Annotated in this window: 18 protein-coding genes, 1 tRNA gene and 1 pseudogene; 10 read left to right on the top strand and 10 right to left on the bottom strand. The window is 48.5% G+C overall.

The annotated features are described in order from the left end of the window. The first annotated feature begins 199 nt into the window (after nt 1-199). Both DEV76_RS16335 and DEV76_RS16330 read left to right on the top strand, forming a co-directional pair. On the top strand, nt 200-610 hold the full coding sequence (locus tag DEV76_RS16335; RefSeq protein ID WP_109698974.1) for a RagB/SusD family nutrient uptake outer membrane protein: 411 nt from the start codon (nt 200-202) through the stop codon (nt 608-610). Nucleotides 611-639: 29 nt separating this feature from the next. Beyond that, entirely contained in the window at nt 640-2445 is a 1806-nt protein-coding gene (locus DEV76_RS16330) for an alpha-L-fucosidase (protein WP_109698973.1), read from the top strand. A 71-nt stretch (nt 2446-2516) separates the two neighbouring features. Here the strand turns inward: DEV76_RS16330 and DEV76_RS16325 are convergent, their stop codons facing one another. Further along, nucleotides 2517-3083, bottom strand: coding sequence for a dihydrofolate reductase family protein (locus DEV76_RS16325; RefSeq protein WP_109698972.1), 567 nt, complete (start codon nt 3081-3083; stop codon nt 2517-2519). A 127-nt stretch (nt 3084-3210) separates the two neighbouring features. Continuing rightward, entirely contained in the window at nt 3211-3741 is a 531-nt protein-coding gene (locus DEV76_RS16320) for a hypothetical protein (RefSeq protein WP_109698971.1), read from the bottom strand. A 301-nt stretch (nt 3742-4042) separates the two neighbouring features. Here DEV76_RS16320 and DEV76_RS16315 point away from each other — a divergent pair, with 301 nt between their 5' ends. The 4 genes from DEV76_RS16315 to DEV76_RS16300 all read left to right on the top strand — a co-directional run bounded on the left by DEV76_RS16315 (nt 4043) and on the right by DEV76_RS16300 (nt 9746). Beyond that, nucleotides 4043-4828 (top strand): hypothetical protein, encoded by a 786-nt coding sequence (locus tag DEV76_RS16315; RefSeq protein ID WP_109698970.1) that lies wholly within the window; start codon nt 4043-4045, stop codon nt 4826-4828. Nucleotides 4829-4830: 2 nt separating this feature from the next. Then, on the top strand, nt 4831-6129 hold the full coding sequence (locus DEV76_RS16310) for an OmpA family protein (RefSeq protein WP_157962930.1): 1299 nt from the start codon (nt 4831-4833) through the stop codon (nt 6127-6129). A gap of 268 nt (nt 6130-6397) precedes the next feature. Continuing rightward, nucleotides 6398-7270: a formate dehydrogenase accessory sulfurtransferase FdhD gene (gene fdhD / locus DEV76_RS16305; RefSeq protein ID WP_109698968.1), complete on the top strand. Its 873-nt coding sequence runs from the start codon at nt 6398-6400 to the stop codon at nt 7268-7270. A 58-nt stretch (nt 7271-7328) separates the two neighbouring features. Next, a complete protein-coding gene (locus tag DEV76_RS16300; protein ID WP_109698967.1) occupies nt 7329-9746 on the top strand; it encodes an FdhF/YdeP family oxidoreductase in 2418 nt (805 codons plus the stop codon). Nucleotides 9747-9754: 8 nt separating this feature from the next. Here the strand turns inward: DEV76_RS16300 and DEV76_RS26350 are convergent. Further along, a pseudogene (locus DEV76_RS26350) lies at nt 9755-10071 on the bottom strand (Dyp-type peroxidase). A gap of 199 nt (nt 10072-10270) precedes the next feature. On the opposite strand from DEV76_RS26350, the gene DEV76_RS16290 reads away from it, so the two are divergent. Genes DEV76_RS16290 through DEV76_RS16280 form a run of 3 tightly spaced genes read left to right on the top strand, consistent with a single transcriptional unit; the run spans nt 10271 to nt 12142 of the window. After that, on the top strand, nt 10271-10459 hold the full coding sequence (locus DEV76_RS16290) for a type II toxin-antitoxin system HicA family toxin (protein WP_109698966.1): 189 nt from the start codon (nt 10271-10273) through the stop codon (nt 10457-10459). 44 nt (nt 10460-10503) lie between these two features. Next, nucleotides 10504-10884 (top strand): hypothetical protein, encoded by a 381-nt coding sequence (locus DEV76_RS16285; RefSeq protein WP_109698965.1) that lies wholly within the window; start codon nt 10504-10506, stop codon nt 10882-10884. 37 nt (nt 10885-10921) lie between these two features. Further along, nucleotides 10922-12142 carry an SEC-C domain-containing protein gene (locus DEV76_RS16280; protein WP_109698964.1) on the top strand — a complete coding sequence of 407 codons (1221 nt, stop codon included), beginning with the start codon at nt 10922-10924 and terminating at the stop codon, nt 12140-12142. Between the two features lie 75 nt (nt 12143-12217). Here the strand turns inward: DEV76_RS16280 and DEV76_RS16275 are convergent. The 4 genes from DEV76_RS16275 to DEV76_RS16260 form a co-directional block, all read right to left on the bottom strand. Next, a tRNA-Lys gene (locus DEV76_RS16275) sits at nt 12218-12290 on the bottom strand. Nucleotides 12291-12390: 100 nt separating this feature from the next. Then, nucleotides 12391-14805, bottom strand: coding sequence for a penicillin acylase family protein (locus DEV76_RS16270; protein WP_109698963.1), 2415 nt, complete (start codon nt 14803-14805; stop codon nt 12391-12393). 4 nt (nt 14806-14809) lie between these two features. Next, a complete protein-coding gene (locus DEV76_RS16265; protein WP_109698962.1) occupies nt 14810-15295 on the bottom strand; it encodes a hypothetical protein in 486 nt (161 codons plus the stop codon). 47 nt (nt 15296-15342) lie between these two features. Then, nucleotides 15343-16446, bottom strand: a complete 1104-nt coding sequence (locus tag DEV76_RS16260) for an aminotransferase class I/II-fold pyridoxal phosphate-dependent enzyme (RefSeq protein WP_109698961.1) — start codon at nt 16444-16446, stop codon at nt 15343-15345. Between the two features lie 53 nt (nt 16447-16499). Here DEV76_RS16260 and miaE point away from each other — a divergent pair, with 53 nt between their 5' ends. Continuing rightward, entirely contained in the window at nt 16500-17099 is a 600-nt protein-coding gene (miaE, locus tag DEV76_RS16255) for a tRNA-(ms[2]io[6]A)-hydroxylase (protein ID WP_109698960.1), read from the top strand. Nucleotides 17100-17175: 76 nt separating this feature from the next. Here the strand turns inward: miaE and DEV76_RS16250 are convergent, their stop codons facing one another. From DEV76_RS16250 to DEV76_RS16240, 3 genes are all read right to left on the bottom strand, one after another. Next, nucleotides 17176-18519 carry a RagB/SusD family nutrient uptake outer membrane protein gene (locus tag DEV76_RS16250; protein ID WP_157962929.1) on the bottom strand — a complete coding sequence of 448 codons (1344 nt, stop codon included), beginning with the start codon at nt 18517-18519 and terminating at the stop codon, nt 17176-17178. An 18-nt stretch (nt 18520-18537) separates the two neighbouring features. Next, the gene (locus DEV76_RS16245; RefSeq protein ID WP_109698958.1) at nt 18538-21606 is read right to left on the bottom strand and encodes a SusC/RagA family TonB-linked outer membrane protein; all 3069 of its coding nucleotides are present in this window, start codon (nt 21604-21606) and stop codon (nt 18538-18540) included. Between the two features lie 193 nt (nt 21607-21799). Further along, entirely contained in the window at nt 21800-22546 is a 747-nt protein-coding gene (locus tag DEV76_RS16240) for a DeoR/GlpR family DNA-binding transcription regulator (RefSeq protein WP_109698957.1), read from the bottom strand. Between the last annotated feature and the right edge of the window lie 302 nt (nt 22547-22848).

Below are 22848 nucleotides of genomic sequence, written 5' to 3'. Positions count from 1 at the left end.
CGGCATCATTTTCTGCCGGCAACCGGAAACTGAACAAGTATTTTTTTATGGGAGAACCGCCTTGTACATACAGAGGGATAACAACAACAGTAACAACCGGGCGCAACGCCTTGCCCACAACCGCCAGTGTTCTCCTCCCGTGAGAAACATATGTGAACCGTAAAATGGAACCATTAAAACCGGGAAGCCCGGAAACTTCATGATCATCCGCTATGCAGAAGTGCTGCTTAGTTATGTAGAATCGCTGGTGGAGATGAATGACTGGCAGAACCCGGATGTGGTTCTGTATCTCAACCAGATCAGGAACCGTGCAGGCATGCCGGATGCAGATGTTTCAAAGTATAATTCACAGGCGGCCATGCGCAAGCTGACCCGTCACGAACGTCAGGTAGAGCTGGCGTTTGAAGGCCAAAGGCCTTTTGACATCCGCCGCTGGAAAACCGGGGAGGTACTGCTGAACGAGCCTGCCAAAGGAGCGATAGATCCGGCAAGCGGTAAGGCAGTTATCATCGAACATCGTATATTCAACCCTGCAAGGGATTACGGGTGGCCCATTCCCCTTGCGGAAATCAATGCAAATCCCAATATGAAACAAAATCCTAACTGGTAAAAACACATCAACATATACAGGTGACTAAGATGAAGAAAGACTTAATGAAGATATGCCTGCTTGGCGGCATGCTGCTTTCCGGATACACGGCTACAGCGCAGGCAGACGGAGGACTGAAATCCAACGCCACAGAACCGGAAGCGCTCCGCAATGCGCGTATGCGCTGGTTCCGCGATGCCCACTTCGGCATGTTCGTGCACTGGGGACTATACAGTGCCGCTGCCGGCGAGTGGAACGGTAAAGATTACGAAGGCTGCGTGGAATGGATACAGAACATGGCTAATGTGCCTGCTGCTGAGTATGAAAAGCAGCTGACACCACTGTTCCGGCCTAAAAAGGACTTTGCCCGCGAGTGGGCGAAAACCGCCAAAGAAGCAGGATGCCGCTATGTCATCTTCACTACTCGTCACCACGAAGGATTTGCATTGCACGACAGTAAAACCACCACCTACGACGGAATGGACGTAACCGGCCGCGACCTCATGCGGGAGATCGTTAACGCCCTGCATGAACAGGGGCTGCGCGTGGGAGTGTATTTTTCTCTGCTGGACTGGCACCACCCAGACGCATATGTGGAACATGGTATGCCAACGCCCGGCGGTGTAAAGAACGATACGCGCAACAACGCCAACTACGTGTCTTATATGCATCAGCAGGCAGAGGAGATATTTTCCAACTACGGCCCTATCGACGTGGTTTGGTGGGATTATAGCTCCAAAGAGATACAGGGCGAAAAATGGGGCGCTAATGCGCTGGTTGACATGGTTAAGAAGCACCATCCCAACATCATCATGAACAACCGCCTCTATCACTTCGACCACAACAGCGAGTACACCCGCGCCAACGGCGACCTCGTTACGCCGGAGCAGTTTATCCCTGAAGCGGGATACAAGGATATGGACTGGGAATCGTGCATGACCATGAACGGCACCTGGGGATACTCAAAAAACAACCAGCGCTGGCATACCGAAAAGGAACTGGTGCAGAATATGATCGATATCGTATCCAAAGGAGGCAATTACCTGCTGAACGTAGGCCCTATGGGCGATGGAACCATCCCTTCCAAAAGCATTGAACTGATGCAGGGAATCGGCGGCTGGATGAAAGTGAACGGAGAATCCATCTACGGCTCCAGGGCTAACAGCATCGGGAAAGTGAACTGGGGACGGATCACCACTAAAAACGGTAAATACTACCTCCACATTTTCCACTGGCCTGAAAACAACCGTTTGCTGGTACCCATTGCACCGGATGCCGGAAGCACCCCCAAAGCAGTGTACCTCGCGGATGGCGCACGTACACCACTGCCAACCTCCGTATCGGAGCCCGGTATCTCCATCGACATCAGTAATACCGCATTCCGCAACAACCTGGCCACGGTAATAGAGCTGGATGTTGCCGGTACCACCCTCGTTCCCTCGGGTATTTTCCCGGATGCAGACGGCGGTTATCATTTGCCTCCCGGCGATGCCATCCTCCACGAGGGTGTGGCATTATCCATGAGCGATAAACCGGTGCTATACAGCTGGACTGCCCTAACCGGCACAGCCACCTGGAACCTCCAGGTAAAGCAACCCGGGAAATACAGGGTGATACTCCGCGCCGCATGTACGGATGAATCCGCCGGATCTAAAATTACCCTGACGGCAGGCAGTACAACGCTTTCCGGCGTGGTAAAAAGCACTAACAACAATTGGAGCGCTTACCAGGATTGGGAGCTGGGCACCGTGAATATTCCTAAAAAAGGTGTGAACACATTGGTGATTAAACCGCTTACCAAACCGGGAGTTGGCGTGATGAACCTCCAGCAGGTGCAGCTCGTGCGTGTGAAATAACCCGCTAAACCAAAAGAAAAAAGGGTAGCCGATCTGATCAGCTACCCTTTTTTTATGCTAAAGGCCTGGCTTTAGCGGTTCGTATAGTGTAATGTGATTACGCCGGAACGGAGGGCTTTCGAGTCCACCAGTTTCAAATTGCTCAAAGGCGTTGAGCTGTCGAACAGACTGTTGCCTTCTCCCAGTATTACGGGATGCAGGGTTAGTTTATACTCGTCTATCAGCCCCAGTTTCATCAGGCTTTTAGTGAGGCCCGGGCTGCCGAAGATCACGAGGTCTTTACCCGGTTGCTGTTTCAGCTTGTTCACTTCCTCCACAATGTTGTCTTTGATCAAAGTGGTATTATTCCAGTCGGCGCTATTCAAAGTTGTAGAGAATACAATTTTCGGGATATCCTGTACCCATTTGGCATGCTCAAGGGTATGCCCGCCGGCTTTCGGGTCGTTCAATACGGTAGGCCAGTATCCTTCCATCAGGTGGTAAGTGTTTTTACCGTAAACGGGGGCACCTACAGTTTTGACCAGTTCATCTGCCCATTGCTGCAGCTCTTCATCATAGGTCAGGAAGTCGAGGCCACCATTCTTGTCACCGGCAAACCCATCGAGGGAGATATGTGCAAATAAAACCAGCTTTCTCATTGGGAGTGTAATTTGTATGTTCTGAATGATTATTTCGAATATACAAAACTATCGCCCGGGAAGAGGATTATTGATGGGGATTGGTGACAATTAAGGGGGGCTTTAATGCCACACGGGTATGCCTTTATTATTGTTTCGCAATAACTTCTTCTTTGATAAAATTGCGAACTACTTCGTAGTTATCAATTGGTTCCCCTTCAAATGTATCATCCTTAAAGTCATGATCAACCGTCCTGTCCCAATATACCCTCCATTCAATTAATGGAAAGTATTTAGGGGTTTCAGTAACCCAAAAATTCCCATAACCACCCGCATATGCCCCAACAGGTTTGAAATAAGCATTGAATAACCGACTGTCAACCGGCTGAAAATAGAAGCTGCGAAGTTTAAAAGTGTCCCAGGCAAATGGGTTAACCAGATGTAGCCCCAACAATCCAAATACAATGAGTGAACAAAGTATGTTTGATGTTCTCAGCACCATTGTTAACCAAAGCTTGTCTATACTCATTCTAAAATTGAGTCCTAATGTAAAGACTGATAGCAGGATTGAAAATATTACGTCTGTCCAGAAACCAGTCAGCGAAGTATTAGTAAGCAGAACTGTAGCCAGATAGACTGGGAAGAAAATACTGAATAATATCTGTGTCCATGGTTTCATATAATAGAAAGATAGAAATCTTTCAGCATTCCAAGTAAAATTACAACCCGGCATATACCGGATGCACATCCGTATCAGCTAAGGGAATTAGATCTCACCCTTACCTATGTGAAAAACGCAGAATTGGGTTTCAGGCTCCAGTTTCAACCCCGTAATAGTACCTATACAGGAAACATCCTTGTTATTTTGTTTCAACTGCAGGATATGACGTTCCGGCATACCAGATCGACCTTCCATTCAGCTTAACACCAGACTTGGGCGCTCTCCGGTTATTTTTGCCTTTATTAATACCCCGTGAGTCATGAAATACTTGTTTGTACTCCTCTCCGGCATCGTTTTGTTCACCACTGCCCTGGCAACCAGGCCCTGGGATATTTTCACCACTTTGAAGATCGACCCCGAAGATGTTCCAGGTTATATCGAAAAAAATTTCGAGGATGGTGAGATCCGCTTCCCCAATTTCCGCGAACTGAAAAAGCTGGAGCCTGCCAAACGCGCGGCTGCCGTTAAAGAAATCGGAGACTATATCAAAAAGTACCTGCAATCCCCGGGCTATGCCCAAAAGTTCAGCAAAGACAGGGAAAATGCCAAACCCCAGAGTGCGGAAGGCAAAATAAAGGCGGAAATCGCAGAACTGGAAAAATCTATTCCGGAAGCCGAAAAAGATCTGAAGGAAGCTACCGATGCTACCAAAGGACTGGCAGAATCCCTCGTTAAAATGCTGAAGGAAAAATACAACGCCCTCAGGAACCCTTCAGATCCCAAACATGACTTTTACGTCATGACCGTGGCCGGCATGCGTTATGCCAACCCCGTGGAATATGAAGCCGCAGTGAAGAAGTGGGATGCGGAATATCCGGCTACTCCGAAAGATCTTATCCGTAAACGCTTACAGCAGTTTCTCGAAAATACCGCTGATATCAACTTTGAAGCGGAGCTGAAAGAAGATAGCCATGGCGTAAAATACTTCGTGGACGAGGAACTGGAACAGAAAAACGAATACTGGAAACTATGTTTCCGCAGTGGAAAGGAAACCGCAACAGCCGCCAGGGCGTATGCGGAACAGTGGTTAAAAGAATTAAAATAAATATGAAAAAGATTCAAGTAATGCTATGCCTCCTCCTCGTTACCGGGAGCAGTGCATATGCCCAGCGATTCCTGAAGAACATGGCCAGCAGGGCCGAAAATGCAGCCACCAATAAGGCCGGAAATGCGGTGGAAAAAACGGTAAACCAGGGGGCAGACGAAATACTGAACGGCCCCAAAAAGAAAGAAGAGCCCGCAGCCCAAAAAAGTACGGGCACATCCGAAGACAAATCAACCCCGGCAACAAAATCAGCCTACACACCCGTACAAGCCTATTCCAAATTCGACTTTGTGGCCGGAGAACAGGTCCTGATCGCAGACGATTTTTCACAGGATGCCATCGGAGAGTTTGCCATGCACTGGAATACCAACAACAAAGGTGAAGTTGTAGCGATGAAAGACAATACGAAATGGCTGAAACTGGCGCAGGCAGGTACCTATACCTCCCCCAATTCCAAAATGCTTCCTGAAAACTTCACCATGGAGTTCGATATGATTCTGGACATGCAAACCAAAGGCTACCTCTTCCCTGAAATGACATTTACGCTGTTCAATAGCGGCGCAGAGTCGCCTACCGGCAATACAGTTTTCAAAAAGCTCCACGATAATAAAGCCGTGCAGCTGAACTTCTTCCTCGGACAAGGGAATAACACCCGAAGCACCCTGGCTACTTATGCCAAGCATTATGAGACATTCAAGTCGGCTGTGCAAACCGTAAAAGTGCTGGAAGATAATTACGGCAAACCGGTGCATTTTGCCATCAGCGTGCAAAAAACGCGCTTCAGGATGTGGATCAATGAACAGAAGGTATACGATATGCCCAAGATCATCGATGATCAGTTCAACCAGCTGGCCATTGCCATCAGCAGCTCCAACTATAAAGAAGATGAGCTGGGCTTTTACATCTCCAACTTCAAACTGGCTACCGGTTATCCGGACGTACGTAACAAACTGCTCACTGAAGGCAAGTTCAGCACTACGGGTATCACCTTTGATGTGAATTCTGACGTGATTAAACCTTCATCCCTCGGCGTGATCAAGGAGATCGGTACCGCCCTGCAGTCGGACCCCTCCGTGAAGATCAGGATTACCGGACATACCGATAGCGATGGTGCAAAAGCAACCAACGAGGTTCTATCCAAAAAGCGGGCTGAGGCTGTTAAAAAGGCGTTGGCAGATATTCATGGCATTGCGCAGGACAGGATTACCACTGAAGGCAAAGGCGCTGCCGTACCTGTGGCGGAAAATACCACCTCCGAAGGAAAAGCGAAGAACCGCCGCGTGGAGTTTGAGAAACTGTAGGAATAGCAGACGGGTTAATTCAATCAGATGTTCCGTCGATTAGGTTCAGACAAATGAAACATAACAGATGAATAATAAAAAAGCCTCACAGAGCTGTGAGGCTTTTTTATTATACAATGTTGCTACCGGCAAAACCATCGAAGTACTATTAACTGGGGCGGTTTTCTAACGATATACCCGTATCCTGCCTGTTGCATGAAGGTATAGCTCATTATAACTTCGGATATTTTTTATTATATTTAGTACCTAAGCGCATCAATGATTTCATATGGAAATGAGCAGCCCGGGATCGGTTTCCATCAAAGAGTTCTCCGTCAAAAGGATTGATGGCCCGTCCATCTCCGAATTCTCCGATACACTCTCAGTGGAAGAGCCGCTGGAGATTAAAATAACCTATGATGCAGGAATGGACAGCATACAGAAGAACATTTCTGTCACCATGCGCACACCCGGCAACGACCTGGATCTGGCTGCCGGTTTTTTATTTACGGAAGGCATCATCTCCCACAAAGATCATATAAAAGAAATTTCCCACGCAGATGCGGCATGTTCATCAGAAAAAGCCAATAGTGTAACGGTAGCACTCGCCAAAGGATTCTCCCCGATCCTGATGCAGTCCGACAGAAATTTTTATACTACTTCCAGTTGCGGCGTTTGTGGAAAAAGCTCGATACAATCCATACGCACAGTAAGCCCATTTAATCATCTGGAGAAACTTCAGCTCAGCTTATCTGCCGAAGTTCTTTTTGGGTTGCCCGATAAACTAAAGGCTGCGCAAAAAGGCTTTGCCGCATCGGGTGGACTGCATGCATCCGGACTTTTTTCCCCTGACGGTGAATTGTTGCTGGTCAGGGAAGATGTAGGCCGGCATAATGCGCTGGATAAATTAATCGGCTGTGCTTTATACGAAGGCCTGCTGCCCCTGAACAGGCATATTTTATTACTGAGTGGCAGAGCCAGTTTTGAGTTGATTCAAAAAGCAGCTATGGCAGGCATTGCTATTGTTGCCGCTATCGGCGCCCCATCCAGTCTGGCCGTTGAGCTTGCTAAGGAATTTGACATAACCCTCCTGGGATTTGTGAAGGGGAACAGGGCGAATGTATATCATACGGGTGAGCATGTTTTATGCCCGAACGGATAACGAAGAATGCGGCAATTGCCTTCACCCGTCATTGAAAAACTACTAAACTCCGAAGACTATGCAAGAAGGTCAACATAAGGAAGAACCTGTAAAAGGCAAAGAAGCACCTGAAATAACCCGGTTGCAGGCTTTGCCCCATGCGGAAAATCCATATAAATTATCGGGCCTGCAATTGACGCCTCTGAAGAAATGGGCGGCCGGCATCCCCGCTGTAAAAGCCGCATTGGCCGATCTCTTCGAGCAGGGAGTTCCCTTCCGGGGCACACTCGCTTTATTCAAAATGAACCAGTTTGACGGATTCGATTGCTCCAGTTGCGCGTGGCCTGATCCTGACGACGAACGTTCTCCCCTCGGCGAATACTGCGAAAATGGGGCGAAAGCCCTGGCCGAGGAAGCCACCACCAAAAAGATAACTGCCGCTTTCTTCACGGATAATTCCGTTTACGATCTCGCGCAATTAAGTGATTATGAAATCGGCCGTTTAGGAAGACTGACGGAGCCGGTGTATCTCCCACAGGGTGGCACCCACTATCAGCCCATAAGCTGGGATGATGCATTCAATAAAATTGCAGGTCATCTGAACGCGTTAGCTTCTCCCGACGAGGCCGCATTTTACACCTCAGGGAGAACCAGCAACGAAGCGTCTTTTGTTTACCAGCTTTTCGTCAGGGAATTCGGCACTAACAATATGCCCGATTGCTCCAATATGTGCCATGAAACATCTGGCACCGCCCTTCTTCCCACTATCGGGATCGGCAAGGGAACCGTTAAACTGGAAGACTTTTACGACACCGATGTCATCGTCATCATCGGGCAAAACCCCGGTACGAATGCCCCCAGGATGATGAGTGCACTGGAAAAGGGTAAGAAGAACGGTGCCAAAATCATTGCCATCAACCCCCTGCCCGAGGCCGGGTTAATGGGCTTCCGCAATCCCCAGGAAATAGGCGGCATTTTCGGTAACGGCGGCAAGCTTGCCGATCTTTACCTGCCGGTAAAAATAAATGGCGATATGGCGCTGCTCAAAGCCATAGAATTATTATTGCTCGGTTTCGAAAAGAACTCCCCCGGCGAAGTGTTCGACCATGCATTCATTCAGGAAAAAACAACCGGCTATGATGCGTTTATCCGGCAGTTTGAAAATTATTCATTAGAAGAGTTAGCTGCAGCATCCGGGGTAAGCCAGGCCGATCTTTACGAAGCCGCGCAAATGCTGGCGTTTAAAAAACGGATCATTATCTGCTGGGGAATGGGCATTACCCAGCAACCCAACGGGGTAGACATGATCCGGGAAATACTCAATATCCTGCTGTTAAAAGGAAGCATCGGGAAACCCGGAGCCGGAGTTTGCCCTGTAAGAGGCCACAGTAATGTTCAGGGTAACAGAACGATGCTGATCAATGAAAAACCTACAGACAAGCAGCTGGACCGCCTGGAAGAGGTTTTCGGCTTCACCGTGCCCCGCAAACATGGATACAGTGTGGTACACGCCATAAAAGCCATGCATGAAGGAAAACTGAAAGTTCTTTTCTGCATGGGTGGAAATTTCCTCTCTGCCACGCCAGACACTACTTATACCGCCGCTGCAATCAGAAAGCTAAATCTAACGGCATGCGTGTCTACAAAGCTCAACAGGGGGCATTTGGTACATGGCAGGGAATCCATTATCCTGCCCACGCTTTCCCGCAGCGATCGTGATGTTATTAACGGAGAGCTGCAGATCATCAGCACCGAGAATTCGATGGGCGTGGTTCAATCGTCTAAAGGAATGCTGACGCCGGTATCCGGTAACCTCATCAATGAAACCCGGATTGCCTACCGGCTGGCGATGGCTACACTTGCGGGTAAAACCGTTGTAGACTGGCAGCGTTATATGGACAGTTACGATGCAGTAAGGGATGATATCGAAAAATGTATTCCCGGGTTTGAAAATTACAATACGAGGGTAAGAAAAAAAGGAGGGTTCTATCTGCCAAATGCAGCCCGTGACGGTAATTTTATTACTGCGAAATTTGGCAACCGCGCTCCTTTCACCCTCACTGAAATCCCTGAAAACAAGCTTTCCCATGATGAATATATGATGGCCACAACACGCACCCACGACCAGTTTAACACCACCATATACGGGCTGGACGATCGTTACCGCGGTATTAAAAACGAACGCCGGGTAATATTCATGAATGAAAAAGACGTAGAAAAGGCCGGACTCAAAGATGGGGACACCGTGGATCTTTTCAACTACGACGATGGCATAGAGCGGATTGCACCCTTATTCATTGTTGTTCCCTACCCGATTCCTGAAAAAAATACGGTTACGTATTTCCCGGAAACGAACGTGTTGGTTTCTGTCAATAATGTAGTGAAGGAAAGCAATATGCCCGCATCAAAATATGTGAAAATTAAAATCAGGAAGCATTCGCCTGACATTTATGAACGGGTAAAGCAGCTCGAAGCAGAACAGACATTTTCCCGGTAGTACCGCAATCAGGCGTCCGTATCAGCAGAGTACCGGCTGAGAATATTCATCGGAGGAACAAAGAACAGGGTTCCTGTTTGCGCTGTACTGAAATCCAGCAACCGGTCATAATTGCCCGGAGGATTGCCGATGAACATATTTTCCAGCATTTTTTCCGGGTGGTGCTGAATGTATTGGCATAAGCAATAAAATAAGTACCGGTTTCGCCCCTTGACGGATTACCAAATGGCATATTATCCCGTACGATTTTCAGATCATTACCTGCTTCATCCGTAATGCCCGCCAGCGCACTGTGAGAGTTTGCAGGCTTTACTGAATCGTCCATTTCTATATCACTCATCTTATAGCGCCAAAAACCTTTTCCTGTTCTACCTATCCATTAAGGGAATTAAAAAACCTAAAGTTTGCTCAAAAGTAACTTTTTTGTTACTTTTGAAATGTTCTTAATTAAATTTCAGCCGTATTGAACGGAATAAAGAATTGTTAATGTGGTAACAATCATTTCTCATGTTCAATTCTTTTCAATGAATTTTAAGAAGGTTCTAATGTTCTTAAGAAAAGCAGGCTGGGTTATTAAGGATCAAAAAGGAGCTCATGTTCACATGACTCATCCTACAAAGCCTGGAAAAATTACTATTCCCAAACATGGGAAGCGAGATTTAGCTCCAGGCACGTTAAAAGCTATTTGGAAACATGCAGGGTTAAAAATTTAACCCTGCTTTCCAAATAGTAATCGTCTGCCCTTTAACATCCTATCATGAAAGAATTAACATTGATTCTGGAAAAATCCGGAAATGACTTTTTGGGACGGGTATTATACAAAGAAAACCTGATTCTTGGCCAGGCAGAAACATTGGGGCAATTGGAAGTCGAGATCAGGACAGCATTATTCAATTATCATGAATTACAACCAGAAAGAGTAAAGTTCCGATACAAGTATGACTTATCTGCCTTATTTGAAAAATTCGGCTATCTAAAAATATCGGCCATAGCAAATACTGCTGGTATTAATGCTAGTCTTTTACGACAATACGTAAATGGACAAAAGCAGGCTTCTGAAAAACAGGCTAATAAAATACAAGCTGCCATTCATAAAATAGCCAAAGAACTATCAACTGTAGAGATATATGGGAAATAACTGTATTTCACATGATTTTCACTTTATAAATGAGAAAATGAAATCGTATCCTGCAAATAAACCATGTCCTTGCGATAGCGGCAAAACTTATGGAAAGTGCTGCAAAACCATTAAAGAAATACAGTACAAAATTGATGATAGCGGAAGTGTTTTCAAGGAAATTAAACTTCATCCAGAAGCGATGAAAATCATCAAAAAAAATGAGCAAGAGTTCAAGACCCTATTTGGAAGAGCTCCAGAATCTGATGAACCAGTTTTCATAAATCAGCTTTTAATCTCTGAAGAAGATTATATGGAAGGAGTTTCGGAAATATTTAAAGAGCTTGGTCTGCCAGAAGAACACCTGTACGCTCACCAGAAAACTGGATTAATTGTCACAGAGATGAATAGACATTTAATTTCAAAAGTAGATATCCTAAAATATGAAGAAGCAATCAAAGAATATAGAGATATAAAAGCAGGCAAAAAGAAGATTAAACGTCCTGGTATAATAAAAAGTTTGGACGTACTCACAGAAAAACTCCATTTTAACCAGATCCTTTTAGGTTTAATCATAAGAAAACAAAACGACAAGGTTCAAATAAATCGGTTTGATGACCAAATCTCAAAAAAAGAGTATCTATTGTTTTGCCTGACTAAAAATCTAAAAACATTAAGAGCAGCATTGACGTTAATGCATTCTAACTTCGGTGAAGATGCGTTAAATCTTATCAGATCTATATTTGAAAACTATTTACATATCGCAATGTCAATACGGAATGATGATTTCATCAATGATATAAAAATAAAAATAGGCCTGTTAACAGGGACACATGCATTCAAAAAGAAGGGCTCTGATAAAATTGTGGAGATAGCCACAAATCGGGAACTAAAACTAAAATTTACTAAAAATTATCAATTAGCATCACTACATCCTGAATATGGCGAGTACGACCTTGAGATTTACAGATACCTTTATGACTTCCTTTCAAATTTCACACACCCCAATTTAGCAACAATATCCTGCTATGTCAACGAAGAGGGTTTTAATTATTTGAAGCGGAATTTCTCACATGAATCCATCTTATACATTTCCTACCTTAATGTAATGATACTTAATGAACTTAAACACTTTAAGGGTATTGATCGCGTATCTGTAAAGGACATTGAAAAATTCACCAATGTAGTAGTTCCACACCTCATAAAAATTTTCAAACAAGTCGAAAAAGATTATCCAGAATATCCTTCTTACCTAAGACGAAGAATTGAAAAACTGTAAGGTTCATTTGAGATTCTATTTGGAACTTGATAAAAAATTAAAGCCCACACAGTGTGTGGGCTTTAATTTTTCCAGTGATCCCGCTGGGACTCGAACCCAGGGCCCATACATTAAAAGTGTATTGCTCTACCAACTGAGCTACAGGATCATCACCGTTTCGTTTGGGATTGCAAAGATAGGAATTAAATTATTCTTGCCAAATAATTCATGGATTTAATTCCCCCTACCCTCTCAAAGCAGCCACCACCTTACTTCTTCGGCGAGAAAAATATTTTCCGCACACCGGTATCCGATGATTTGCGCTCGTCATATACATGCAGTGAATAATATTTTCCGGCAGCCCAATCGTCTACCATATTATCGTAAAATGCACTGCCGGGATTACCGCTTTGTCCACCGGGATAGATCCCCCACGCCTTCGTTTCCTTACCCAGTTCAACAACCATCCGCCACGAGGGGCCGTGTGTCTGCTTCGTTGCATTTACGATATGCGCTCCGCCGCCTGTATGCAATCCCATCCTGCTGAAGGCAGGGATGCTCCTGCTCAGGTGACGGATATCCGTGCCGCGGTTGCCGCCTATTGACAGATCGCCCCTGCCGGCAATGGCTGCCGCTGTATCCGCAGCTTCCTGAAGTGCGGCAGTTACCTGATCAGCGAGGCTTTCGCGGGATGGGGTTTTGATATCGTCCACAAAGCGCATGGCGCTGTCGCGCATGAGCCAGTATAATGTTGCTTCTGCTGTGGGCATCTGCCAGACCAGGCTGTCTTTCTCCGGCATCTCATCGCGCCAGATACGCTTGTTCAGATTGGTCCACCAGAGGTTGAATACAGTGGCAGCTTTACTGTCCGGCGAGGATACGCCATCCCATGTAAACATCATCTCCCAATACGGTCTTTGTGCCGCACTCAGTTTGTTTGGCATAACATAATCCGCCAGGAACGGCACTGCGCTCACAGCAAGGCGGTTGGTATTGTCGTTTTGCAGGCGCATCATATCCTCAGGCGTAACGCCCTGCATGGTACTCAGCTGCTCCTGTATACGAAGACCGCGGTAAACCGAGTAATAGCCAAACATATTGTAAGGGAAAGTGCTGTCTGTAGAATGCTGGTTGGCAGACTGTACAAAGCCCTGTTCGGGGTTCCGGACATGCGGGTTCTCGCTCATGGGAATAAATCCCTGCCAGGCATAGGTACTGTCGCTGCCGGGCATCACGTATTTACCCTGATCTTTCCAGCGCAGGGGGTGCTTACCGTTCTGCCATATGGCAATACCATCTTCCTTGCCTGCAAACACGAAATTCTGGGCTGGAGAGCCCCATACTGCCAATGCTCCTGTATAATCGGTGTAATTCTTCGCGCGGTTGAGGCGGTAGAGGCTCAGCAGTTCGTTGGAAGGGTCGTGGGCGGTCCACCGCATGGCGAGGTAACCGTTGCCAAAGCCTTCGCCGCCAAAGCCGGGATCGTACAGCACAGGGCCCCATACGGTATAGGCTACAGTATCGAGGTATGGCGCTTCTCCTTTGATGCGGATTTCTTCCACCCGGGCATCAGCCTTCTTCCATTCTCCGTTAAAGCGGTATTCGCTTTTGCCGTTGCGGAACTCCATGGTGTAATAATCCAGTACGTCCATATACCCGTTGGTGAGCCCCCAGCCGATGTGGTCGTTGAAGCCGATAATAATACCGGGAGCGCCGGGGATGGCCACGCCATATACATTCACATCGGGCGTGTGGATCTGCATTTCATAGAAGATTGATGGCAGGGAGAGCGACAAGTGCGGATCGTTGGCCAGAATAGGCGCGCCGCTTTTCGTTTTACTGCCGGAAACCGCCCAGTTGTTGGACCCGTTATCCGGATCGGGGCGGGAACCGGGTCTGAAGGCACCTATGCCTGCCGTTATTACGCTATCCGGCGGGGGAACGGCTTTCAGGGTGGCGGCCGGGAAGGGCGTGCCTACGGGGATGATAGGGGCTATTACGTCCGGCCAGTCGGGGTACAGCTGGTTGAAGACCTCTTTCCCGAAGCGCTGCCGGGCATTGGAATAAGCAATATCATCGCCGGTGGAGGCCAGATCGTACGCCATGTATTTGATGAGAAGGGCGGATTTGAGTTTGGTCCATGGTTCGGGGGCATAGCCCAGGAGTTTGTATTCCAGCGGATAATCACGTTCGCGGAGCGATGCGATATAGGCATTTACGCCATCGGTATAGGCATCGGTGATGAGTTTGGACACAGGGTCGGCATCCATGGCCTTTACGGCCTGTTCTGCACCGTATCCCATCCCTTCGCGGCGCTTCAGGCGGTCGTATTGCAGAAGACCCGGCCCGAGGATCTCGCAGAGCCTGCCGGCGGCGGCATGGGTTTGCAGTTCCATTTGCCAGAGGCGGTTTTGAGCGTGGAGGTAGCCCTGGAGGAAGTAAGCGTCATGATCGTTCCGTGCAAACAGGTGTGCTACCCTGCGCTCGTCCAGCCACACACTGGCAGAGTCTTGCAGGCCGGTCAGGGATAACTGCTGCGGAGAAGCATCTTCCCCTGTTTTTTCAGCATGTACCCAGAAACCGTGCTGTGGACTGAACAGCATGCCAAATGCGGGTTTATTGGCAAAACGATGGTTGAGCGCCCAGACGAGGGCGATGGTGATTAGCAGGGGTAGAATTCTCATATTGTTACATAGTTGCCGGTTCGGCCAGGAAGATGTCGATTACTTTGTTACCAATGTCTTCATACATACTGAAAATCATTTTCAGTGCTGCATATAATTCTTTATAGTTGGTGAAAGCGGGTGTCGGGAAAGACGGGCCGGTATATCCCAATTGCTCCGGAATGAGGGCAAACTTCCCTCCTACACGTGTGTCGTGATCAAGATCAAACGCCACATCAACTTCTATCTTTCCATCTTTTAATGCAATGCTCAGGCCAGAGCCAAGGCCTTTGACAGACCGGGTATCGTCCACACCTTCTACCTGATAGAGGGAGTTTGCGGGATCATAGACAGTTTTACGAAAACCGAATTCCATGATCATATCCTGGGCTTCCGTGATGCTGAGGTCGGTAAAGGGCGACGTAGTCTGAAACTGCTCAGTGAAAGCCTGGTACCAGGAAACAAACTCAACCTCTTCTAATACTTTTTTCCAGACGGGATGTAAATCCATAAAATAGTTTTAGAAGGTTAGGAAATCTATCGTTAATATACGCCTTTTCAGGAATATGACAAGACAGTGGCCGCCAGGTTTTCCACTTCTTCCTCCGTATTAAAACTATGTAACACAACCCGCAGGCGCTCCTGCCCTTTAGGGACGGTGGGATGTAAAATTGCCCTCACATCCATACCATTATCCTGCAAATGCTGCGCCAGTCCGCGGGCATGTTCATTACCCGGCGCCATCACTACCTGTATGGGCGTTTCACTGGTACCTCCGAGACGTTTGCGGAACTGCTGTATGAGCCGCTGCAAATGCTTCCGCTCTTCATGCATATCCGGGAAAATATCATAAGCAGCCAGTATAACGGCTACCGCCTGCGGCGGTAATGCGGTTGTATAGATGAATGCGCGGCAGAAATTAATGAGATAATCCCGCAGGGTAGCCGTACCCAGAACAGCAGCGCCATGGCAGCCGGCCGCTTTACCAAATGTATGCACCCGTGCAAAGCAGTGCGCCTGTAACCCCAGCGCCTGTACCAGCCCTTCGCCTTTGTCTCCCACAATCCCCGTGGCATGTGCTTCGTCCACTATCAGCAGGGCGCTATGGCGGTTACAGAGGTCCGTTATTTCACGAAGGGGCGCCATATCGCCATCCATACTATATACGGATTCCACGGCTACAAAGATCCGCCCGTCTGCATTTACGAGCTTCTTCTCCAGGTCATCCATATCATTATGAATAAAAGAAAACGCCTGCAAGGGCGATAGCCGTATGCCGTCGCGGATGGAGGCATGGATGAGCTGGTCGTAAATGATCACATCCCCTTTTTGTGGAACGGATGCAAAAAGACCGAGGTTGGCATCGTATCCGGAGTTGAAGATGAGTCCGGCGGGTGCTTCATGAAAAGTTGCGATCAGTTTTTCGGCCTGCTCCACCAGTTCGTAGTTGCCTGCGAGGAGCCTGCTGCCGCCGCTGCCATGGATCTGCGGCAGCTGCCGGCAGATCTGAAGGGCCTCTTCCTGCACACGTTCGCTGCGGGCAAGGCCGAGGTAATCGTTCGAACAGAAATCGATACGCTGGCCACCGGTGCGCAGCTGGCGGAAGGCGTGCTGCTCACGGCGCTTTTCGAGGGCGTTGCGGAGAAAGTCTTCTTTTTGCATGATTCAAAACTAAGTATCTTATCTGTAACTTCGCTTTCCAATAACAACAGCGTATGAGCAGTAAAGTTTCAATCCTCGGCCTGAAATTACCTACCGACCCCCGATGGGTAAACCTCGCCGCTATTTCCCTCGAAGAAATCCTCACCGACCACGCCTTTTGCGAACAAAAAGCTGCTACTTCCGCTATATCACTCATACAACGGTACCCGGACAGGGCCCGGCTGGTAGAAGAGCTGGCACCTCTCGTTACTGAAGAATGGGGGCACTTCCGGCAGGTACTCGCAGAAATGAAGAAACGTGGTTTCCCCCTCGGTAAACAACGGAAAGATCTGTACGTAAACGAACTGATGAATTTCCAGGAGAAAGGCGGCGCGCCGGATGTGGTACTGCTCGACCGGCTGCTGATGTTCGCCCTGATTGAGGCACGCAGCGCAGAACGCTTCCGGCTGCTGAGCGAAGGGCTTGAAGACGATTACCTCCGCGAATTCTACCGCAAATTCATGGTCTCCGAAGCCGGGCACTACCGCATGTTCATCGACCTGGCAAATGAATACATCCCTGAAGAGAAAGTCAGAAAACGCTGGCTGGAATGGCTGGCTTTTGAAGCAGACATGATTGCGAAGCTGCCCGTAAGGGGCGACAGGATGCATTAACTGATTGATACGTTTATGCTATAAAGAAAGGCCGGATGCACTGCTGCATCCGGCCTTCTTATTATAAGCATAATTCTTATATCAGCGGGTCTGCCGGCGTATTCGGATTGTTATCTCTTTCACTCAGCGGATAAGGATAGAAATTGCGGTTCCTTTCCTCACCGGGCTGGTTCGGGCCGGGACGGCCAAAGCGGCGGCTGTCTTCCAGCTCCTGTCCGGAAACGAACATTTCCAGTCTGCGCTGCTTGTAAATTTCGGTGAGGATGGCGGCCTGCGTAACCGCCCCGGCATAAGGCGGCTGATCGGCACCAATACCATAAATGTCATCCGCAGCCTTCTTTGTACGTACGGCATTCAGTGCCACGATGGCATTAGGGAACTGCGACTGGCGGGCATAGTTTTCCGCAATGATCAGGTGCATTTCTCCCGGGAGGTACACCGGGTAAGAAGCCGTCGTGTTCAGCGCAAAGGCCTTTAGCGGATAAGTAGTTGCATCCTTCTGGCTGATGTAATAACCAACGCGCGGATCAGAAGCCGCAGGCACCGGCGCCAGGCCATTCCTGAGGCCCAGCGTGGAATCAATGGCGCCAAACACGTTTACGGTAGCAGCCAACTCTCCTATCGGGTTAGTTGTAGCGGTAGAAAAACGGAACTCCGATTTTACTGTTTTGCTGGCAGCCTGAGCGAAAGCGATCGCTTTGGCACCGTCTGCAGCATTATAAGTGCCTGTGATCATACTCTGTATGTTGTAGAAACGGGCAAGGAGTGCTTTGATAGTATTTTTCGCGTCTATACCGGCAGGCACTTTGGTGAGAAACTTAGCACTGATGGCATTCGTATTCAATTCTGCATCGGCACTTTCAAGTACTTCGATGACCTTTTTCAGCGCTGCGGCACGCGGACTAAAGGTAGCATTAGGACCGTTTACCAGGGGGATCTCCACATAATACTGCACAAGCGCCCCCATGCTCAGGGCATAAAAGATGCTGGCATATGCCTGAAGACCGGCACGGTCGCCGGGAACTGTGGCTACATTCAGATTAGCCAGCACCGTTTCCGCTTCAGTACGCGTAAGGAGGCTTTGCCCCCACATTTGTGTAATGAAGGAGTTGTTGAGCGTAATGGCGCCCTTCCCTGATTCCACTTCTTTCTCGCTGGTATTCCCGATGTTGATCGTATACAGTGAGTATACACTGTAACCACCGCCAACGGCATAACAGTACAGCGGGCTTTGCCGGCCAATGGTATATCTGCGTTGCAGGCCGGCACAAAGCGTCATCAACGCGTCCGGACTGGAAATTACAACGGGTACCGATGCTTCGCTCGGGTTGAGGTACTCTTTATTACAGGAAGTTGCGGGAAGCAGCGTTATCCCGAAGAGAAAAGCTGCAGCAATTCGTTTTATATGATGCGTTTTCATGTTACAATTCATTTGAGATTAGAAACTGGCGCGGAGCGATAATTGATATGTTCTCGGGATAGGCACGTTACCGAAGTCGATGCCACGGAGCACGGCGCTGTTACCGCCGGCATTAGTTTCGGGATCATAGCCTTCGTAGCTGTCGAAACTTACCAGGTTACGGCCGGTCAGTGAAACTGACATGGAACGGATCCATTTAGCGAGTGAAGGCAGTTCATAGCTGAGAGATACCTCACGCAATTTGATATAGGAACCGCTTTCCACACGATACTCCTCTGTATTATATACCGCAAATATGTACCCTCTTGGCAGTTCGCCCCTGATCTCTTTCTCAGACACATCTCCGATACCTACACCCTGGCGGGTACGGCGGTCAGCATTGAATATTTCCTGGCCAAGCGCCCCGTCGAAGAGGAAGTTGAAGCTTAACTTCTTGTACGCAAGTGCGCTACCGAAGCTCACAATCCAATCGGGATGCGGGCTGCCGATCACCTTACGCAGCAATACTTTCTGAGTGGGGTTATTGATTGCAGCAATAGGCCTGCCTTGCGCGTCTACCGCCCATGCACCATTCGCATCGCGCTCAAAATAGTTGCCATAGAATACGCCGATCGGCTGTCCCGCCAGGATCACCGATGGCGAACCGGCAGCATTCACCAGCGTAATAGGTGTTACCTGGCTGGAAGAGGTTACGAGGTTCTTGTTTCGGTTTACGGATGCATTTAGGTTCCAGGTCAGATTTTTGTTCGATACCGCAGTGGCAGTAATACCGAGTTCCCATCCTTTGTTGGTAAGGTCGCCCACGTTCTCCACACGGCTGGAGCCGCCGCTGGATGGCGCCAGGGTACGCTCTACGAGCAGCGAATTACCTACGATCTTTTTGTTATACACGGTAAATACAACGCCCAGCCGGTTCTTCAGGAAAGAAAGGTCCACACCGCCTTCCAGCTCGCTCGCGCGTTCCGGTTCTACCAGCGGGTTACCCAGTCCGGGGTTAATATTGTAAGTGGCGATGCCGTTAATGGTGGCAGACCTGTATGAACTGAAGCGGTCGTAAGAACCAATGCCAGACAGGTTACCAGCAAGCCCCCATGAACCTCTCAAACGGGCGGAAGAGAACCAGCTGCCCATATTCTGCCAGAAGTCCATCTCACTCAGGTTCCACGCAAGACTGGCTTTGGGATACCAGTAGTTGCGCGTATCTTCCGGGAAGCTGGTGGAACCATCAATACGGGCGGCCAGAGTCAGGAATGCGATGTTCCTGTAACCGAAGGTTTCCTGCAGAAAGGCACCGTACATCTGGCGCTGGTCCATCGTATAACGGGGATCCAGTTTGGTGGCGGCACCACTGATATTGGTAATACCCGGCAGCATATCGCGCCCCTCGTTGTATTGCCCGGTTATTTTCTGATACTGGTGGTTAAAGCCCAGGTTCGTCTGCGAACTGAAGTCCCCGAATTTGGCGTTGTAGGAAATGTTCACGTCATTATTAATCAGGAATGTATTCACATTAGCCACCGAAGCGTATCCAAGCCCTTCCTGCGCGGAGATGTAAGGATAGCGCTCGATGAAGTTATTACCTTCCTGCCCAAAATTATCGACACCCAGAATGTAATCAATACCAAACCCCTCAGCCGGTTTGATCTTCACCTGGAAGTCGCCGATCACACGGTTAACAGACTGTGTAAGCTGCATATCCTCGATTACACTGAGCGGATTCACACGGGTGGGCTCCACACCTTTAAGATTGCCTGCAGCATCTCTTTCTTCCGCATTGAAAATATTGTTGGTGATATTAATGGAGTTGATCGGGCTCCAGAACACGTTACCATTGGGCTTCTCGTTCGAGAAACTGTTGGTATAGGCCAAACCGCCGGTAATGGAAATATACTTGTTAATGATCTGGTCAATGCGCGATTTAAAGTTAAAGCGGCGGAAGTCAGTATTGCGGATTATACCTTCGTTCTTATAGAAACCTCCGGAGAAGTAGTACTTCGTTTTCTCCGTACCGCCACTCATGGATACGTAGTTGTCGGTACCCAGCCCCCGCTGGAAAATCAGATCCTGGTAATCGTAACGCGTTACGTCTACCAGGTCGGTGCCAAGCCGGCGCGTCTGGCCATCGGGCCGGGTGTACGCCACATGCGGCGAGGTCGCAGGAACATCACTGATATTGCCGAGGCGCAGTGCGGCGGTACCGAATTGTTTACCATACTTAGAGATATATACCTTCTTTCGCAGTTCGTTCATAATTACGCTTGTACCTACTTCTACACGGAGCTGGCCGGTTTTGCCTGATTTGGTTGTAATTAATACAACACCGTTGCTGGCGCGGGCTCCATAAATCGCGGAAGCGGAAGCGCCGGGTATCACGTCGATCTTCTCGATATCGTTGGGGTTAATATCCGCAAGTCGGTTGGTGCCGAATTCGGCCCGGGGGTTACCTGCCACATTGAGGTTGGTCACGTTATTGGTAGCATTGCTGATCACCACACCATCCACTACATACAGTGGTTCGGAAGAACCCATGATGGTGCTGGTACCGCGCATACGGATGGAGATACCACCGGCGGGGTCGCCGGAGGTCTGGGAGATCTGTGCGCCGGGTACCTTACCCTGCAGCGAAGCGCTGAGGTTACCGGAGCCTGTATTCTGCAGTTGTTTCGCATCTACCGAATTCACCGTATTACCCAGTTGCTTACGCGACTGGCGGAGGGAAGAACCGATTACTACTACCTCATCCATTTTCAACACATCTTCTTCCATCACCGCATCGGCCGTAGCGGCACCACCACTTACGGTTACGGTTTTTGAAATGGTTTTAAAACCGATGCCGGAGAACTCGAGGATGTAGCTCGTCCGCTGAACGTTGGTTGTAAAATTGTACTGTCCGTTTTGATCAGTATTGGCGCCTGAGGAAGTAGCACGCAATACTACTGTAATACCCGGGATGGCCGAACCGTCCGGGGCGGTTACTTTACCGCTGAAACGTACCTGCGCCATTAGCACACAGGCCGTTAGCTGGAAGAAGAGGAGCAACGAGAATGCTTTCCACCTTCTTTGCTGATAACTAATTGGATTTGTCATGACGAATCTGGTTTAGACTAAAAAATGAAAGGGAGAATCGATTTTGGTTGATGTATGTTGTTCACATGATGTCATTGAGCCATACCTGCCGTTTTTAGCGGCAGATTGCTGTCGGGGGTAAAGCCTTTCTTCGTCATTTAATTTTTGCCGGGGCCTGGCTTCCTGTTCTTCTGTTGAATTTGTCCTGTCTGATTTAGATTATTTCCAGTCCTGCGGAACGGTATGGCTTCATCAGCGCATCATCCGGGCCGAGTTCCGTTATTATGGTATCGATACTATTGATATTGCAAACTTTCAGCCGCTGAGCGGTATTGATTTTTTCCGAAATGGCCAGCGATACTACCCTGGAAGATGAGTCGATCATTGCTTTTTTGATCTGCACCACATCCCGGTCGTTGTCGGTTAATCCGGCATGGAGGTCGATGGCATTGGTGCCCAGAAAGCATATATCTGCCTTTACCTGCCTGATTTGTTCGATGGCAGCACCACCCACTGTTATTTTGGAGTTCTTCAGCAGGCGGTCTCCGATCAGGATCACGTCTATATGCGGATGCTGGGAGTATTCATAAGCCACGGGTAAGCTTCCGGTAAAGAAAGTGGCGTGCAGCTGCTGGGGCAATGCCCGAGCCATCTCCAGGATGGTGGTGCCACCGGTGGTAAGCACGAACATGCCGTTTTCTATGATCTGTGCGGCTTTATGCGCGATTATCTTCTTTTCCGAACGGGCATAAACATCTGTCGGACTAAATGAATTGTGGAAAGATTTGGAAAGCGCCCCGCCGTGTACTTTAATAATCCTGCCCATTTCTGCCAGTTCGTTGAGATCGCGCCGGATGGTGTCTTCAGACACGCCTAAGCGGTCCACGAGGTAGGTCGTGAGCACTTTATTGTGGAGGTTTACCTCATGCAGGATTACGTTATGACGTTCTTCCTTCAGCATAAGCAGGGCAGATTTGGTTGAACAGCGCTCAAGTTAGGGAAAAGCCCGCATTCCCGCAAATAAATGCAAATCTTTAATTAAAAACGCAACTTAGCGCATCAATATTGCCGATTTAAGCGGCTACAGTGAATAAAAGGGTGAAGAAATCACCAGAACCATGAGCGATGTATTTTGCAAAACCTGCTGACATCCTACTGCCATCCTTCATCCATCCTTCATCCATGTTCAGCCACAGCAAGGGTTTGATGAAGGATGGATGAAGGATGAAGGATGAAGGATGAAGGATGGATGAAGGATGGATG

The sequence above is a fragment of the Chitinophaga deserti genome (genome assembly GCF_003149455.1).
Taxonomy (GTDB): domain Bacteria; phylum Bacteroidota; class Bacteroidia; order Chitinophagales; family Chitinophagaceae; genus Chitinophaga; species Chitinophaga deserti.
This window is presented reverse-complemented; position numbering and strand designations above follow the sequence as displayed.